Source organism: Pseudoalteromonas sp. PS1M3, assembly GCF_016865405.1.
Lineage (GTDB): Bacteria > Pseudomonadota > Gammaproteobacteria > Enterobacterales > Alteromonadaceae > Pseudoalteromonas > Pseudoalteromonas marina.
Map to the genome: position 1 here is coordinate 41,742 of NZ_AP022625.1, position 17,180 is coordinate 58,921.

The following is a 17,180-nucleotide window of genomic DNA, read 5'->3' on the forward strand; positions in this document are numbered from 1 at the left end:
AGTGATGTTAATTAATGGTTAAACATAAATGCTATGCATGGAAAGATAGATTTAAACCTGTTTGTAATACTCAAAACGGTATACCAAGAGGGGAGCATTACCAGTGCTGCAGATAAGCTGCATTTAACGCAACCAGCAGTTAGCCATGCGCTTTCGCGCCTAAGAGATAAGTTTGACGACCCCTTATTTATTCGCCACGGTCGGCGTATGGTGCCCTCGCCTTTTTGCCAAAAAATAATAGCCCAAGTGATTGAGTCGGTGCAGGCATTAGAGGCAACCATGAACAACGAGCGGCTTTTTGATATAGCCGCCTTTAAGCGCGAAATTAAATTTGGCTTTAGAGATATTTTAGAATCGATATTTTTTCCGCCGCTAATGAGCGACCTACTCACAAACACCCCTAATATCACGATTAACAGCCGACAGGTGTCGCATGTTGATATGGAAAAATCACTCGAAAACCAAGAGCTAGATATAGTCATTGATGTGCTTACCCCAACGAGCAACCATATAAAAAATACCTTTATTTGTAATGAGCATTTTTCGCTAATTTGTAGGCACGATCACCCAATATTAAATGACTTAACCGTACAAAATTACGCAAAGGCATCGCACGCGTTGGTGTCGTTAAAAGGTGCGCAGGTAGATATTATTGATATGGCGCTGGCAAAGCATGCACTTGCCCGTAATGTAGTGCTTAAATGTGAACATTATTTTGCGGCGACTAAAGTGATTAGCCAAAGCGACATGATAATGACAATGCCAAACGCGTACGCGCAGGTATTAAAAGAGCAAATGCCTGTGCATGTAACTAGCTTGCCGTTTGATGTGCCGTTAATGCCCGTGCACATGTATTGGCACGAACAAGCCGATGACGATTTAGTAAATAGTTGGATGCGAGAAAAGCTGCTAGGTTTAGCCCAGCAACTTATCCCTGCTGACAAACTTAAAAGCGGTAATTAAATTGTGCGTGATAACTGCGCCCACGCTCTGATAAAAAACGGTGTGCGTAGCTAATTACTGGCACATCGTTGGCCTGCGAAAAAGTGTGTTTATCGGTTAAATTTTTAGCCAATAACGCCACCGACCAATCTCCTTCACTGCTACCTAGCTCTATGCGTAAATTTAGCTTTTCAAAAGCGCTTTGCCTTGCTATTGGGTCAAGATCTTGCTCTAAAAAGTAATCGTCACTAAAGTTAAGCGCTAAATTGCTACTTAAAGTAAGGTTTGAAAACACCTCGGTATTGTAATCAATCGCTATATTGCCTGAGTAATCGGGAGCAAACGCGCCAGTTTGCCCGGTTAAATCTTGAAACGCTTGGCCAAGTAGCTCGCTTTGCATAACCGTTGGCGAGGCACTGGCGTATTGCTCGTATTCAAAATCAAGCACAGCAAGGTTTGCCGATAGCTGCCAACTTTGATTTATTGCCCAGCGCGAATCGAGCTCAATCCCTTTTACTTTGGTTTCGGCGGCATTTTTAACTACAAATGCATTACCATTAAATTCAGATACTTGTAGGTCATCGTACAGGGTGTAAAACAGTGTAGCGTTTACTTGCAGAGTATTTTTAATTGGCTCGGCTTTTATGCCAAATTCAAAGTTTGTGGCTTTTTCGTCGTCAAACTCAAAGCCTGAGTTTTCATCAACCGTGTTACCTTGTGAGCCATTTAAGCCAGAACCATCAAAACCACCGGCTTTGTAGCCTATGCCAGCGCTTGCAAATAATATGGTGTTGTTAAACCCTAAATACTGCACACTAATATTGGGTGATAAGTGCGATTCATCACGCTTAGCGTTAAGGTCATGTACCCCCGCGCCCGAAAGCTGCCCTGCAATAGTGGGCGCAGCCGCATTGGCAAATTGTTGTACGGCTTGCGGTGTGTTGGGCTCAAATACGCTATACACATTTTGTACGCTACTTACTTCTTTTTCTTCTTTTTGATAACGCAGGCCAAAATTAGCGCGCCATTGCGTGTTTACATTCCAAGTAAGGGCGGTAAATGCGGAGTAGCTTTGTTGGTCTTGATCAAACAGCGCATTTACGCCCAATGATGTACCCACTAAATCAGGAATAAGTAACGATGCGCCAAATAAAATATCGTTTGGGTGTTTAAGCTCGCTGCTCATGTAAAAAATGCCCGCTACGTATTCAAGCGTGCGCCCTGTTGGCGAGCTTACTCTAAACTCTTGCGTAAACTGGTTATAGGTTTCTAAGTAGTCTTGTTTTATAAGCGGAACTTCAGAAAAGTCGGCATCAAAGGTTGAGTCCCAATCATACTCGCTATACGTGGTTACAGAGGCAAATTCGTATTCGCCATGGTTATAGGTTAATTTAAGTGATGCGTTATCAAGCGTTGTTTTACTTTGCTCATTAAGCCCGCCTGGGTGGCCATCGCCCGATACCGAACTTGTGTAATCAAGGCCTGAGTTGTCGCTTAGTAAAAGTGAGCGATAGCCCACGTTACCCGGGTTAGTAGGGTCATTTGCTATTTGTAAGTCGCGGTCGGGAGTATCGATAATGTATTGGTAGCGCGAGCCATGCGATTCAAACTCACCGTGTTCCCATTTAAATAATGCATTTATATCATCGTTTATTTGCCAATCTATTGATAAACGCGCACCTGATGAGTCGTTAGATTGCTCATCGCTTTGGCGCGCTTGGTTATATAAAAAGCCATCAACAGAGTGGTCAAACGCGGCAATACGTATGGCTAAATCATCGTTAATAGGAATATTTATAACGCCTGTAAAGCGCTTTTCGTTGTCTGATCCAAACTCTGCCGATACGTTGCCTTCAAGTTCATCGGTTGGCGAATTTGAGATCATACTAAAGGCACCTGCTGTGGCGTTTTTACCAAACATAACCGACTGCGGGCCTTTTATAAGTTCAAGGCGCTGCATATCTAAAAATGGAAATTTAGCCTGATGCCCGCGCCCTAAATACACGCCATCTTTATACATAGCAACCGATTGCTCAAAGCCTGAGTTAGTACCCGAGCCTATACCGCGTACAAAAATACGTTTACTGCTTGAGGTTTCGGTTATATGCACGTTAGGTAGGTTTTCGCTTAGGGCGAGTAAATCGTCAACACTGTTTTGCTCGAGGTAATCGCCAGAAAGCGCTTGAATAGAGGTAGGAATATCTTGCAGTGATTGCACCCGCTTTTGCGAAGTGACGGTAATGGTTTCAAGCTCACTTTTATTCACTTTATTCTCGGCGGCTTGTGCCATACCCACACTTAATGCGCTGAGCGTAAATAAAGTCAGTGCTTTTTGCTTTAATAAAGCAGGCTTTAAACGTGTGTGTGATTGTGTGTGTTCAGTTGTCATAGCTGCAACTCCATTATAGAGGTTATTTTTATTGGATAATTTTGCGTCTATTTCATACTGACGAGTCTTAAAATAAATAACAGTGATGTTTATTTATTCAACACTATTAGTAATATTTATAGTTAAGCGAAAAAGTGTTGTGTTAAATGGGGTTATAGCGGGTTTAAAGTGGGTTAAAAAATACTTGTGGATTAGCGGTTTTATTAGCGATTGCCGAGTTTGGAGTGTTTGCTGCATTGATAAAGGCGGTAAGCTGTGGTGCACTTTCGCAAAAAATAATATCCAGTGCTAAACGGTTTTTGCCGTATAAGCCTCGGTGAATCATATTGGCTGAAAATAGCAGTAAGTCACCCGCATTAAGTTTAATAACTTTGCCTGTAGTTAAGTCATCGCTTGGCAGTTTATTATTTTTTGCAAGACCTACATTTAGCTCCTCTGGTGTATCCCAATTTTTATGCGAATGGGGCACAAGCTCTATACCTGGCTCGTCTTCAAGGGCTAACCGGCAGTGCACTACGTCGGGCCCGTTTAACGCAGCTTGTTGCTCTTGCACATTTAAATGGTATTGCATATCGCGATGCCAATAGTTTTTTTGTGTAACATTAACGGGATTAAAAAATAACTGAGTATTTAAAAACAGTGGCTCACTAATCGCCAGTTCTACATGCTTAATTAATTTGTTATCAGCAATTAAACTAAATAACCCCTCGTTTTGCTGCGCCGTTAAATACTCACTATTTGTTATGCCTGAGCTATTAATGGCACGGGATTTATAAAACTCATGGTTATTAGTTTTCCACTTTGTATGGAAGCTTAGGGCGTGTTGAACTTTGATGGTTGAATTTGCAGCAGTATGTTTGGTTTTTAGGCAAGGCAGAGCCTATGAAGTGTGGTTATTCCACATAAATAGGCGATAACGCAGCATAAATGCCAAACATGCGCTGCCCTTTGGGTTCTGCCTAGGGGCGATAAACTCTTTGTTGCTCGGTTTTTACTTAGCCCACTAGGTTACAAACTTCGCGCCGCGATTTAATCGCCCCTAGATTGAACAAATTTCAATCCGCAAAGATCAACACGCCCTAATTATTAGCTTAATTTTATTTAGCTCCCTGTTACTGTAAAGCCCCTTTACAAGCATATAACCGTTTGATTTATAGCTATTCATTGTGGTTCTTTATTTAATATTGCAGCAACACTTTCAGCAAGTTCTGGCAGTACATCTTCTGCAAACCATGGGTTCTTTTTAAGCCAAATATTATTGCGAGGGCTTGGGTGCGGTAATACAAAATATTGTGGCCAATACTCACGCCACGATTTTACTAACTCGGTTAACGGCCTCTTTTTTGTGTGAGGTAAATGATATGCCTGCGCGTATTTACCAAGCACGATTGTCATTTCTAAATTTGGCAGAGCGGCCAATAATTGCGCTCTCCATGCGGGTGCACATTCTTTACGCGGAGGTAAATCGCCCGACTTACCTTTACCTGGGTAGCAAAAGCCCATAGGTAAAATAGCTACTTTTTGCGGGTCATAAAACTCATCAACACTTAGCCCAAGCCATCCGCGTAGGCGGTTTCCGCTAGCATCGTTAAAGGGCTTGCCAGTTTCGTGTACTTTTATGCCCGGTGCTTGGCCGGCAATTAAAATACGCGCATTGGCATTAAATTGTATAACGGGGCGAGCACCTAACGGTAAATGAGGTTCACAGATCACGCATTTACTAACTTGCTCAATTAAATTGATGGGAACCATATAAATTTGGCCTTAAATGCTTGAATTTTGTTCTAAATGGCCATTTAGACCTAATGAGTTGGTAAAAAATCGGTTTATTTTACTCAAACTAGTTATTAGTTGGTAAAATCGTGATCTCATCTAAAAATAACAACTAATCACTTGATATATTTATTGTTTTTCTGACCATGCGGCAAATTCGTTACCACTAGGCTCGGTAAAATGAAAGCGGCAACCACCGGGGAACTCAAAAATAGGTTTTACAATTTTGCCGCCATATTGCGCTACTTTTTTATAGGTTGCGTGAATGTCGTTACTGTAAAACACCAGCAGTGCGGCTCCATGTTGAGTAAGTGATTTAAGCGGTGCTTTAAAAAAGCCACCATCAAGTCCTTGGCCGCTAAACGCCGTATACTCTGGGCCGTAGTCGGTAAATTGCCAGTTAAACACGTTAGTAAAAAAGCTTTTTGTGGCTGTTAAATCGCACGCGGGTAACTCTACATAATTTAGTTTTTCGTGGTTGCTCATTTTAAATTTACTCTTTGGCTTGCCAGTATTGACCACTGTAAACCTTCGTTATTAGCTAAGCAATAACCCTAAAAGAGCAGAGATCAGTATTTTACCAACATGCTAGGCACTAATGTAAAATTATCTATAATATACAAATGAGAATCACTATCTTTTGTATTTGTAAGCTTTATAATAACCCCTTATTTTTATCCTCGTATTTGAATAAGGGATTTGTTAACTATGCAGGCACCTCTGCACATAGCACCTTTTACAAAAACTAACCTAGCTGCGCTTTTAAAGGTGGCCCAAAGCTATAGAGTGTTAGTATTTTTGCGTTTTATTATTGCCATAGTAGGTGGCTATGCGTTTACCTCAGCGTGTATTTCATTATTAAGTGTGCTGCTGCCCATTCCTAAGCAAGATGCCGTATTACTGTGTGTGTCTATCAGTATTTTAATTTTCGCCGCTGTGTTTATTTATGCGTTTTCGGTTAAGTCGTTAAAAACTACATGGATCAGTATTTTACTAAGTACCGGTTTTTTTGTTGCTGTATTGGCTTTACTGAAGGGTTGGCTATGAAAGACAGCTTTTTTAGGTCGATGACCTGGCTGCATACCTGGGTGGGCTTACTTACCTGTTGGATTATTTATGTAATATTTTTTGCAGGCACAGCGAGTTTTTTTAGAGACGAAATAAACCTCTGGAATCAACCTGCTATTCACAATGTGCAAGCTCAAACCGACAGAGTGGCCGCGCAAAGGCAGCAAATTATAAAGGGCTTTGATTATTTAAATCAGCACGCTGCAAACTCCCCTAGTTGGCGTATTACCTTGCCCGAAGAGCGAATACCGTATTTAGTATATGGCTATGCAAAACCTAAAGAGCCAGGACAGCGCCGCAGCCAGTTTGTAAATACCCAATTAAACCCAAACACCATGCAAGCGCTGCCCGCTTTTGTTGAAACCAAAGGCGGTAACTTTTTTTATAGGTTGCACTATCAGCTTTATTATTTAGATGCCATAACAGGGCGTTGGGTGGTGTGTTTTGCCAGCTTTTTTATGCTGCTGGCAATAATTTCGGGCGTGGTTATTCATAAGCGCATATTTAAAGATATGTTTACTTTTAGGCGCAATAAAGGGACTCGTAGCTGGTTAGATGCGCATAATTTAAGCTCGGTACTTGCCTTGCCGTTTCATTTAATGATTACCTACACAGGCATTATTACGCTTATATTTATGTTGTTCCCCTACCCTGCGTTAACTACCTACGACAAGGGTATGCGTGGCTTTTTTAACGATGTAACACCTAGCAATAACGTGACTAATAACGCCCAAGGCAGTGCAGATTTGCTCCCTATAAACACTATTTTGGATCAAGTTTATACTAAGTGGCCTAGTGCAGATATTACGCGTGTTCAGGTTAGTAAACCGAATATGGCCGCTTCAACAGTAACGGTATTGGTGAGCCCTGCAAAGGCGCTTCGCGATCAATCTCCGCGGCTTTTGTTTAGTGGCGCTACTGGCGAATTAGTTGCACAGACTGATGACGAACTTAGCAGTAGTAAAGCACTTTATGAATCACTTAACTCTATGCATACAGGGCGCTTTGCTACGCCTTTACTGCGCTGGTTATACGTACTTGGCGGTATTGCAGGCTGCGTAATGATTGGCTCTGGCTGCATAATGTGGGCTAAACGCATACGCGAGCGTAATAAGGGTAAAGCCTCATTTGGCTTACAATTAGTCGAAGGTTTAAACCTTGCCACCATTATGGGTTTACCACTGGCTACTTGCGCCTTTTTTATTGCCAATAGATTACTTAGTCCAACCGTAGCAGGGCGTGGTGAAAAAGAAGTTACAGTGTTCTTTTTAGCATGGTTAGTGGTTGCCGTTATGGCACTTTTAAAGCGCGATAGGTTGCAATGGCGTGTAATGGCAGCCATAAATGCCCTCGCGTGTTTGAGTGTACCGGCAATAAATGCGCTTACCACACAGGGTAATATAGTGAGCTACCTACTTAATAAACAATGGGCCTTGTTTATTTTCGATGCGGTATTTTTACTGTTTAGCATATTGTTTTTAGTACAAACCGAAAAATTACGTACTGCTTCTAGCGCATCTAAAAAAACAGCTAATAACCTGACCAATAATAAAAAGAGGCAAAAAGCATGATTGATTTACTTAGCTTTAGCCTCTGTTTGTTTGCTTTTAATGGTTTTGCTTTGGCAAAACCAGTGCATTTTAAAACGGTGTTTACAACGCGTCCCTCTAAGCTGCAAAGTAATTTGCTGCTAATAGTTGCTTGGATCAGTATTTTACTAAGTTTATTGTTCTGTGTTGTTACGCAGCAAGGATACGGAGCTTTACTGTTTTGTGGTTTTATGGGGTTAAGTGTATTAATTATAACGATTTTTTATAATTTTATAGAAAAGTTGATTAAGCCATTTAGCTTTTTAAATATGTTACTGATTGGCTTATCAGGGCTATTATTAGTAGTAACCTCACTGTAGTTAGTAAAAATCTGATCCCAAAAAAGCCATTAATTTTAGGCAAAAAAAATGGCAAGCTATAAAGCTTGCCAACAATAGGGGGGATATTCAGTATGTCCAACACTTGCATGTCTCGTTGCAAGTGCAGCTAATATAGCCCGAACATATTTAACTTACCTTACAGTAAGATGATCGTTTTATTACAGCTGTAACAATCATTAGCACTACAATTGTAAAGCCCCTTTACATAGCTAAATAGCCTACTGTTTAACCCAAATAATTTGTTCTGTGGCAAAGCCTAGTTTGTTTGCTTTAGCTATAAAATGTTGTTTAAGCTTATCACTAACGGTAGGCGTACGTGATAAAAACCATAAAAAGTCTCGGTTGTAACTGGTTATAAACGCATATTGGTAGTCGTCTTGGTCTAATTCAAAAATTACGTAAGCACCATAAAATGGGCCAAAAAACGAGACTTTAAAATGGCCTGTGTCAGTCCCTTCTACAAATTTTGCTAAGCCCTGTGCTTCATCCCACTTTTGCTCTTTAGTTATGAAACCTTTGTTGAGCACTTTTACTGTTCCATCGTCGTTTACTGTGTAAGTTGCGGTTACTTGCTCCATGCCCTCTTCAAATGAGTGATCAAGGCGGGCAATTTCGTACCACTTACCTTTGTACTGCTCTAAGTCAAAGTTTTTAACCGGAGTAATGCCCTCAGGTGCGCTTGTGCAGGCAGTGAGTAAAAATAACCCTGTAATAAGTAAAATAGTCGTAATGGCCTTCATGAAAGCTCCTTTTTAAATGTGATGCAGTTTGTACGGCTTTAACCAAATAAAGTTTGCTAGCCGATTAAAATAAATTGCTATAGGATCAGCTAAATACTAGAGCAATTAAAAGATTTATGCATGAAAATATGGGTAGATGCCGACGCATGCCCTGTGGTAATAAAAGAAATACTTTTTAGAGCCGCTGAGCGCACGCAAACACCGACCATTTTAGTGGCTAACCATGCAATGCGCATTCCGCCTTCAAAATTTATAAGCCGCGTACAGGTTTCGAGCGGGTTTGATGTGGCCGATGACGAAATAGTAAAGCGTGTAGAAAAAGGCGATTTAGTTATTACTGGCGACATCCCCCTTGCCAGTGAAGTTATAGATAACGGTGGCCAAGCACTTAACCCGCGCGGTGAGCTTTACACACCAGAGAATATTCGCTCGTTATTAAACGTGCGCGACTTTATGGACACCATGCGCTCAAGCGGCGTAGAAATGAGTGGCGGGCCACCACCGCTTAGCCAAACTGACCGCCAAAACTTTGCCAATAACCTCGACCGTATTTTAGCGCAAAAAAAGGCGAGCTAGTGTGAGTGAGCAAGCTATTGGCCTAGGTGAGCATGATTTTAATATAGCCGTGTATGTCGCAAAAGCACCGCCTATGCCCTACTTTGAAACCCTGCAAAGTGTTGAGCCTGTAATAAACGAGCAAATAAATACCATAAACCAGCACTGTGGTAATGGCTGGCGTAAAGTGTTTAACGTATACGCTAAAGTATTGTTTGCGCTACCGAGTGAGCATTACAGCTTTGCTAAACAAGCCGATAGCTGGCAAGCGTATCGCGATACATTTTTACTGCAAAAAAACAGGAAAACAGCGCTGCTATTTAGTGTCCCCATTATTAACGGCACTAATAAAAACCAGCTGCATATTATTGCTGGGCGAACCCATGCTAAAAACTTATTACAGCAAGGTAAGCTTAATGCGCAATTTAATTGGCTAGACGATGAGTTTGCAATTGATACAACGAATAACATTATTGTGTGCCCGTACTTTGATTATAGGCAGTTAAGTAATATTAAAATAGCCCGATTAAGCGGGCTTGTAGCTAAGCTTAAAACAGCTAATTAAAAATTTAAGGAATCAACATGGCGGGAATTTTAGAGCTAAATACGTTATTAAAATCAATGAACCCCGAGCTTAAACAGGGTGAATATATATTTTGCTGTTTAGCAGGCGACCTTGCTGACTACGTTCATTTAAACCCGCTTGCTAGTTACGTTGAAGAAGAAGGCCTAACCCTTATTTTAAATGCAGATACCGCTGATAAAGCCGGTATTACTTACGAAGGTAAATATAATTTAATCACCCTTAATGTGCATTCAAGTCTGGAGGCTGTTGGCTTAACCGCTGCGGTATCGGCCAAATTAACCGGGCATAATATTAGCGCCAATGTAGTGGCTGCGTTTTATCACGACCATATTTTTGTACAAATAGATAAAGCACAGGCGGCGCTATCTGCGCTTAAAGAGATTGGTTAAACTTAATTTGATTAAAAGTCCCCGGTTCGGGGTTGTTTAACGTTCAGAAACCGAGCTTTTAATATTTTTAATTACACTATAGATTCAACAATTTTCAATGCTTTAAGTTCGTTTTCGTGGGTTATGCCATCAGCTTCAATTACTTGCTTAAGAAGCTCTAAAACAAACACTCTCATTGGTTGGTCAATAATGTGCGACATACGGTGTTGAATAAATGACTCTATTTCGTTTGTTTGCACCGCTGAAACACATTTTTTAGTCATTTCTATTATGTAATTGTCTATTTCTATTGCTGATTTCCATTCAATTTTTTGTGCCCAAGCACTCACTACATTTAGCTCTTCGTCAGCAATAGAACCATCAACAGTGACAAAAAGTAAAGCGAGGTCTAATAACGACTCTTTTTGAAGTTGCTCAACACACACGCCCATATCAAAATTATTTAATAACTGTTCAAACTTCATAGTGCTTCCTTGATGGATAAAAATACTGCTAAAGAGCTTATACCAAAGCACACCAAAAAGTAATTTTAATAGGTTTGTTTAATTGCAACATTTTGTAAGTAATTAATAATACGAGCCTTGAAGCTAGGTTAGCTTTTGGTGTTATTTATATTTAGGCAAAAGCTGTCATTAGCCGCTTCTAGCTTTACTTTATTTCCTGTTTTTACTCTTACACAGCGAGTACTTTTTGGCAGTTTTTTCTTTTGAATTACATTAAATTCGCCGTTATCTACATCGTTAAGTGTGTATTGATATGCTGTGTTACCGCCTTCAAATAATGCCGTAAAAAGTCCGCCAATCAATGCTCCGGCAATTGCACCGCTGATCATGTCTTCGGTGTTACCATCTAAATCCTCGGCTAAACCAATGCCTGCACCAACCATGATTCCGGTTCCGATTTCTGATGACAGCTTTACCTTTTCAATTGATTCGACCGTAGCATAGTAATGCTTAATGATATGACCTTGGTCATCGCGATCAACGCCCTGAGAGGCACAGCCAGACAGTAATAAAAGGGCAATTAAACTTTTTTTCATGATTATTCTCTGTGTTGGTAATGAGTATAATCATATTCACTAATTAGTAATAAAACTGTGAGAGCTTTGTTTGTACCTGTTAGAAGATGTAAGAATGTGTTCAAATAAAACACCGACTGAAGCCAGAACGGTGCTAAGGTTAAGACTATTTAACAACGTATCCGCTAAACCCCAGCGCTTTAAAATAAAGCTTAGGAATACCGTATTTGCACTCGTTAAGTAATTCACTTAAGCGCATTCTATCAAGTGGGTAAAACTCACTTTCTAAGTTTTGAGCTGTGTAGGCCTGCCCTGCGTCACTTAAGCCTAAATCGGCACACACAGTAATTTGTGCTTCGCGCTCAAAGTCGGTTTCGGGTTTCATTAAATCGCTAATAAATAAGTTTGCGCCTTTATTTGAATTAGCTTTAATGTTTTTGAGTAGCTGCTTTTTGCTGCCGTCGTCTTTTAAAAAGTGCATTACGAGTAGACATAGCGCCGAATCGGCCTTAGTAGATAGCTTATCAAGCTCGCCTTCAATAACGTTAACGCGCTTTGCTATGCCGTGCTCTTCAAACGCTTGTTTAGCAATTGCGAGCATATCACTTGAGGTATCTTGCGCGGTAAATTGCCAAGTAGGGTTAAGCGCGGCAAGGGCGAGTATTTCTTTACCTGTACCGGCTCCTACTACTAAAATATGCGCGTTGTCTGCTAACGTAGCGAGTAGTTGTGCATTGGTAAGTTGGTGTAATAGCTCATAACCAGGTACTAAGCGGGTAATGCGACTATCGTAATGTGTTGCTTGCTCGCCTGTAAATGTCGGCATTTTTAACTCCTTTAATCAGCTTATAAAACTTCAATAGTGGAGTATCCACCACTTTGCTTACTTACATGAACTTGCGTGGCTACACGTTCGCTCATTTCGCTCACATGCGATATAACCCCTACTTTGCGGCCCTGTGCTTGCAACGAATCGAGCGCGTCCATAGCAACGCTGAGTGTTTCGCTATCTAACGTACCAAACCCTTCGTCAATAAACAAAGAGTTGATTTGTACTTTGTTTGACGAAAGGGATGCAAGCCCTAATGCCAGTGCTAGTGATACTAAAAACGATTCACCGCCAGAGAGTGTATTAACCGAGCGTTGTTCGTCGGCCATGTCGCGGTCAATAATGGCAATATCGAGCGATTGCGCAATGGCTGTAAGCTCGTAGCGTTTATTAAGGGTTTTTAAGTGGCTATTAGCGTAATGCAGTAAAATTTTTAGCGTTTGTGTTTGCGCTAAGTTACGCATGGTTTTACCGGTTGCATCGCCTAGTACTTTATTAAGTAAGTGCCATTGTTCAACTCGCTTTTTAAGGGTGGCTAGCTCAGTTTGCTTACCCTCAAGTGCTTTGGCATTTTGGTTGTGCTGTTCTATGGCGGTATTAATGGTAAGTAAACTATTTTGCTGCTCAGTTTGCTTTGTATTTAATGCCGTTAATTGCTCGCTAAGTTCAGCGTGGTTTTGTGATGGCTTGTTAGTATTTTGGTGATCTGTATGCGCACTTTGTTGCTGTTTAAGCGCAGCATTTGCATCTAAAAGTGCAGCTGAAAGCTGCTCAAACTGGGTTAAATGGGCTTTAATTTGCTCACTACTTAAAGTTAGTAAAATTGTGATCTGCTCATGTGTAGCCTCACTGTACTGGGCTTTAAAGTCGCTAAACCATTCGTTGTAGCGCTCTTCAAGTGTTTTAAGCTCCGTGCTTTGCTCGGCTAAACGCAGCTCTGCGTTTTTAAGCTCAATTGCATGCTCGTCTCGTTTTTTTACAGCGTTATCGTATGTTTGCTGGCTGTTAGTTAACTGAGCTTGGCATTGCTCAAGCTGGGCATTAATTTTTGTTTGGTAGTCGTTTACGCTTATTTGCTCGTTATTAAACAACGCAAGGCGTTCACTTTGTGTTGTATTTTGTAGCTGTTGAGCATTGTCTAAATCACCTTTTAGCGTTTTAAGTGCACTTTCGCTTTTAGTTATTTGTGGCGTAAGCTGCTGTAATTGCTGATTGGCTGTGTCTATTTGTTTTTGACTTTGCTCAAGTTGCGCATATGTATGCTGATACAGCTCAACCTGTTGGCTTAAATCATTTAAGTTAAGCGAGCTAGTTTGCAGCTGCTGCCAAAAGTTGCTTTGTTCAAATTGTGCATTAAGCGTTGTAGTGAGCTCATTAATTTGCGACGTTAGCTCAGCGTGCTTTGTATTTACTTGGCTTAGTTTATTGGTTAATTCACTATTTAAATTATGCAATTGTTGCTGTATTTGCTGCTCAGCTTTTAGTGAGCTTTGTTGCTGATTTACTTTTGCTTGTAGGGTAGTTTGCTGTTTTTGCGATTCAAAATACTGCGCTTTTTGCTCGTTAAGCTGTTTATAGGTTTCATCTAGCTGCTCTGCTGTGAGGGCATTTAGGTGAGTACGCGCAGTCTCCATGGTGGTTTTTATTTCATTTCGTTTAGTATTGAGCGTTTGAATGGTTTGACCGTGCTGAGCATGCTCGTTAACGAGTACGGCATGTTGTGTTTGATGTGTGTGTAACTGCGTTTGTGCACTATCGTGCTGCTTTTTAGCATTAGTATAGTTGGCTTCAAAATCGGCTATTAAGTTGTTTAATTGCGGGTTTTGATTAGTAGCATAGGGGTGCTCGGTTGCACCGCACACTGCGCAGGGTTCGTTAGGGTTAAGCTGTGCGCGCAAATGCTCTACGTTTTCGCTGGCACGCAGGCGAGCTTGGTTTAGCGCATATTCGTTATGTTTAAGTGCTTGCGCGCACGTTGCTAGGTTTTGTAAAAGCGACTGCTGCTGTTGCTCACTTTGGCTAAGTTTAGCTGCAATATTATTTTGCGCTTGTGTGCTTTGCTTAAGCTCTTGGGTAAATTGAGCGTAGCGTATTCGCTGCTCTTTTAAGTAATCAATATTTTTAAGTTCGCTGTCGCATTGCTCAATATTGAATTGGCGTTGGTGCTCGTTCAGCTCGTTTAGGTTTTTTTGATCATGGCTTAGTTGCTGCTCTTGCTGCTCTACCTTTTTATTTTGCGCTGTTAAAAGCTCAGCCTGTTTGGTTTGCTCTGTTAGCAGTTGCTTATTTTGGGTTGCTGTTGCATTAAGTTGCTCATTAGCACTTAAATACGTATTAAAGCTGTGTTGGTAATAATTCCAATCATTCGCGAGCGGTTTAAGCTGTGTATGTTCAGTAAGCCATTGCTGATGCTGCGTATTTAGCTTAGTTGCCTCATCAAGCACGGTTTGGCTGTGTTTAAACTGAATTTGTAATTCGCTAAGTTGTTGCTGCTCTTTATCACTTTGCTGAGTAAGGCTAGTAATGCTTTGTGCGTGTATAGCAAGCTGGCTGTCGAGCTCGCGGGCTTTTGCAATAATTGGCTCAGCAGAGTGCTTTTGCTCTTGCGCTGTTTTTAATTCGCTTTGTTTGGTTTTAAGTGCCTCGGCTTGCTTTGCAATAAGCGTTGCATGATCAATATTTTTTAAGTCACTTATTTGTTTATTTAGGGTGTTATTTTGCGCTGTTAAATACTCATGTCGTTTTCGGTTATCTTTTATCTCAAGTGCGCTTTGTGCTTGTTTTGCTTGCTCACTCTGTTGAGCAATTTTTGCAAGCTCGTTGGTAGCATGCTGCTGACTTTTTGTTGCCTCTTCAAGTGCTAGCTCAAGTGCATTTGCTTGCTTGTACCAATTTAAGTTTTGCTCTGTGCTTATTATTGTTTTTTTAGTGTGTTCTATTTGCTGTTTTAGCTCATTAAGCGTGGTGTGTTTTATTGCTAATTCGTCTTCACTCAATAAGGTATAACTTGAAAGGCTTGCTTGTAGTAAATCAAACTTATCTTTTAACTCTTTGTTACGTTCAAAAATACGCTTACCAATTAGGCTAAATTTGTCGGTGCCTGTTAGGCACTCCAATAATTGCGCGCGTTCATCGCCAGTTGCTTTTAAAAAAGCAGCAAATTCGTGCTGCGCTAATAATACCGCACGCGAGAATTGCTCAAAGCTTAAACCTATTTTACTTTCTATTTGTTTTAAGGTTTGGCTTTTGTCGGCTATTAATGTTTCATCTGGTAGGGTAACTAACGTGTGCTCGGCGACTTTTAATTTACCGGTTACTTTTTTATGGGTGCGCTGTATAGAATAACGGGCGCGGTAAAGGTGTTTGTCTTGCCCTACAAAGTCAACCTCAGCAAAGCCTTCCCACTTTCCACGGCGTAATAAGTTACGCGCATCGTTTAATTTGATGCTGTCGCCATTAAAATCAATCAGATTACCTTTATCGCCTTTTAGGCGTGCCGTTTTTGTGTAAAGCGCCAAACAAATAGCATCTAAAAAGGTACTTTTACCCGCGCCGGTGTCGCCGGTTATTGCAAATAAGCCCGCATCTTTTAGTGGGGCTTGAGTAAAGTCGATTTCGGCGTCTACTATTGATGCTAAGTTATGAATGCGTACTGCGGTTATTTTCATAGTTGCTCTTGCTCCGTCAGCTCACTTATTACATCGTTTAAAAGCACTTTTAGTTCATCGGGTACGTTCTGCCCTGCCATGTCTTTATCATTTGCAAAGGCTTGTTCTAATAAATTGAGCGGATTGAGCATTTCAACTTCACTTAAATCTTCAAATACTGTGTCGTTGTCGGTTTGGGCTGTTTGTTCACGAACACGTTCGATACCGCAAAATTTTACGTGCTTACCTTCTAGTGCTTGTTCTATTTGTTCTCTGAAGGTGGTGTCGGTATCACTTGATTTAAGCTTTACGCGTAAATAAGGGGCAATAGCATGTTGTGATGTATCAAGTGCTTTAATTTGTTCACATAAGTCATTCAGTGGCACACACTCTCCTTTTGGTAAAATAATAACGTCGGCTGAGCGCGGAATGTAAAGGGGGTTTACAGTTGTGCTAATGCTCTGTTTTTTATCGCTTTTAAATTCGATAACATTAACTTGGTGTGTGTAGTTACGTTCTGAAAACGACATGGGAATAGGCGTGCCGCTGTAGCGAATAGTCTCGTTTTTAGCAACTTGTTGCGCTTTGTGTAAATGCCCCAGTGCTACGTAGTCTGCCTTGTTACCAAATACACTGGCCGAAATAGACTCCTCCCCACCAATCACTAAATTACGTTCTGAGTCACTTGAAATATCACCGCCTTTGGCATGTAAGTGCCCCATTACAATTAACGGCGAATTTTGCGCGTTAATGCTATAGGCGTGATCAAGGGCAAGCTTATAGGCTTTTTCAACGCCTTGTGCGTAACTAGGGCCGTTTTTAGTATGACTAAGTGAGCTTATATCGCTGGTACGTAAAAAAGGCATAGCGACGATTACAGCGCGTTTATTATTAGTATTTATTTCTATAATAATATCGCCAGGCGCTGATACATCAAAACGCCCTACTACGTGGGTATCAAATTGAGCAAGTAAGGGTTGAGCCGCTAAAATACGATTTGCAGAGTCATGATTGCCAGCAATAATTACCACGTGCATGTGTGGGCAATGTTTTTTAGCGTCTTTTATAAACTGGTAAAGTTGGTTTTCGGCGCTGGCACTGGGTGTTGCCGTATGATAAATATCGCCTGCGACTAATAACAAATCTATTTGCTGCTCAACAAGTGTGGCAAGTAACCAGGTAAAAAATGCTTGATGCTCAACACGGCGGTCGTGTTCGTAAAATTGTTGGCCAAGGTGCCAATCGGAGGTATGAAGGACTTTCATGTCGCGCTCTTAAAAACCAGTAAGAGCGCCAATATACCCAAGGCTGCTA

Annotated in this window: 17 protein-coding genes; 7 read left to right on the top strand and 10 right to left on the bottom strand. The window is 41.0% G+C overall.

The features are described 5' to 3' along the window. The first annotated feature begins 33 nt into the window (after positions 1–33). Positions 34–963: a LysR family transcriptional regulator gene (locus tag PS1M3_RS17005; RefSeq protein ID WP_008132859.1), complete on the top strand. Its 930-nt coding sequence runs from the start codon at positions 34–36 to the stop codon at positions 961–963. Here the strand turns inward: PS1M3_RS17005 and PS1M3_RS17010 are convergent. The 4 genes from PS1M3_RS17010 to PS1M3_RS17025 all read right to left on the bottom strand — a co-directional run bounded on the left by PS1M3_RS17010 (position 947) and on the right by PS1M3_RS17025 (position 5,590). After that, positions 947–3,331: a TonB-dependent receptor gene (locus PS1M3_RS17010; protein WP_203987681.1), complete on the bottom strand. Its 2,385-nt coding sequence runs from the start codon at positions 3,329–3,331 to the stop codon at positions 947–949. The two genes, PS1M3_RS17005 and PS1M3_RS17010, sit on opposite strands and share 17 nt — an antisense overlap. 163 nt (positions 3,332–3,494) lie before the next feature. Further along, entirely contained in the window at positions 3,495–4,208 is a 714-nt protein-coding gene (locus tag PS1M3_RS17015; protein ID WP_203988047.1) for a phytanoyl-CoA dioxygenase family protein, read from the bottom strand. 284 nt (positions 4,209–4,492) lie between these two features. Further along, the gene (locus PS1M3_RS17020; RefSeq protein WP_203987684.1) at positions 4,493–5,083 is read right to left on the bottom strand and encodes a uracil-DNA glycosylase family protein; all 591 of its coding nucleotides are present in this window, start codon (positions 5,081–5,083) and stop codon (positions 4,493–4,495) included. Positions 5,084–5,233: 150 nt separating this feature from the next. Beyond that, a complete protein-coding gene (locus tag PS1M3_RS17025; protein WP_203987687.1) occupies positions 5,234–5,590 on the bottom strand; it encodes a VOC family protein in 357 nt (118 codons plus the stop codon). Positions 5,591–5,812: 222 nt separating this feature from the next. Here PS1M3_RS17025 and PS1M3_RS17030 point away from each other — a divergent pair, with 222 nt between their 5' ends. Genes PS1M3_RS17030 through PS1M3_RS17040 form a run of 3 tightly spaced genes read left to right on the top strand, consistent with a single transcriptional unit; the run spans position 5,813 to position 8,081 of the window. After that, positions 5,813–6,151 carry a hypothetical protein gene (locus PS1M3_RS17030; protein ID WP_203987690.1) on the top strand — a complete coding sequence of 113 codons (339 nt, stop codon included), beginning with the start codon at positions 5,813–5,815 and terminating at the stop codon, positions 6,149–6,151. Continuing rightward, entirely contained in the window at positions 6,148–7,743 is a 1,596-nt protein-coding gene (locus tag PS1M3_RS17035) for a PepSY domain-containing protein (RefSeq protein ID WP_203987693.1), read from the top strand. Before PS1M3_RS17030 ends, PS1M3_RS17035 begins: the two co-directional genes overlap by 4 nt. Beyond that, complete coding sequence (locus PS1M3_RS17040; RefSeq protein ID WP_203987696.1) at positions 7,740–8,081, top strand: DUF3325 domain-containing protein; 342 nt, start codon at positions 7,740–7,742, stop codon at positions 8,079–8,081. The genes PS1M3_RS17035 and PS1M3_RS17040 overlap by 4 nt, the downstream gene beginning before the upstream one ends. A 239-nt stretch (positions 8,082–8,320) precedes the next feature. On the opposite strand, the gene PS1M3_RS17045 is transcribed toward PS1M3_RS17040, so the two are convergent. After that, a complete protein-coding gene (locus tag PS1M3_RS17045) occupies positions 8,321–8,842 on the bottom strand; it encodes a lipocalin family protein (RefSeq protein ID WP_004588274.1) in 522 nt (173 codons plus the stop codon). Positions 8,843–8,962: 120 nt separating this feature from the next. On the opposite strand from PS1M3_RS17045, the gene PS1M3_RS17050 reads away from it, so the two are divergent. From PS1M3_RS17050 to PS1M3_RS17060, 3 genes are read left to right on the top strand one after another with little or no spacing between them, the layout of a single operon-like run. Continuing rightward, positions 8,963–9,418 (top strand): YaiI/YqxD family protein, encoded by a 456-nt coding sequence (locus PS1M3_RS17050; RefSeq protein WP_004588273.1) that lies wholly within the window; start codon positions 8,963–8,965, stop codon positions 9,416–9,418. Position 9,419: 1 nt separating this feature from the next. Further along, positions 9,420–9,962, top strand: a complete 543-nt coding sequence (locus tag PS1M3_RS17055; protein ID WP_203987699.1) for a hypothetical protein — start codon at positions 9,420–9,422, stop codon at positions 9,960–9,962. 17 nt (positions 9,963–9,979) lie between these two features. Next, a complete protein-coding gene (locus tag PS1M3_RS17060; protein WP_203987702.1) occupies positions 9,980–10,372 on the top strand; it encodes an ACT domain-containing protein in 393 nt (130 codons plus the stop codon). 71 nt (positions 10,373–10,443) lie between these two features. Here PS1M3_RS17060 and PS1M3_RS17065 read toward each other — a convergent pair whose 3' ends face one another. From PS1M3_RS17065 to PS1M3_RS17085, 5 genes are all read right to left on the bottom strand, one after another. After that, complete coding sequence (locus PS1M3_RS17065) at positions 10,444–10,836, bottom strand: hypothetical protein (RefSeq protein WP_203987704.1); 393 nt, start codon at positions 10,834–10,836, stop codon at positions 10,444–10,446. A gap of 128 nt (positions 10,837–10,964) precedes the next feature. Then, positions 10,965–11,411 (bottom strand): hypothetical protein, encoded by a 447-nt coding sequence (locus PS1M3_RS17070; protein ID WP_138740692.1) that lies wholly within the window; start codon positions 11,409–11,411, stop codon positions 10,965–10,967. 145 nt (positions 11,412–11,556) lie between these two features. Further along, positions 11,557–12,216, bottom strand: coding sequence for a class I SAM-dependent methyltransferase (locus PS1M3_RS17075; RefSeq protein WP_203987707.1), 660 nt, complete (start codon positions 12,214–12,216; stop codon positions 11,557–11,559). 20 nt (positions 12,217–12,236) lie between these two features. After that, positions 12,237–15,887, bottom strand: coding sequence for an AAA family ATPase (locus PS1M3_RS17080; RefSeq protein WP_203987710.1), 3,651 nt, complete (start codon positions 15,885–15,887; stop codon positions 12,237–12,239). Next, a complete protein-coding gene (locus PS1M3_RS17085) occupies positions 15,884–17,131 on the bottom strand; it encodes an exonuclease SbcCD subunit D C-terminal domain-containing protein (protein ID WP_203987714.1) in 1,248 nt (415 codons plus the stop codon). The genes PS1M3_RS17080 and PS1M3_RS17085 overlap by 4 nt, the downstream gene beginning before the upstream one ends. Between the last annotated feature and the right edge of the window lie 49 nt (positions 17,132–17,180).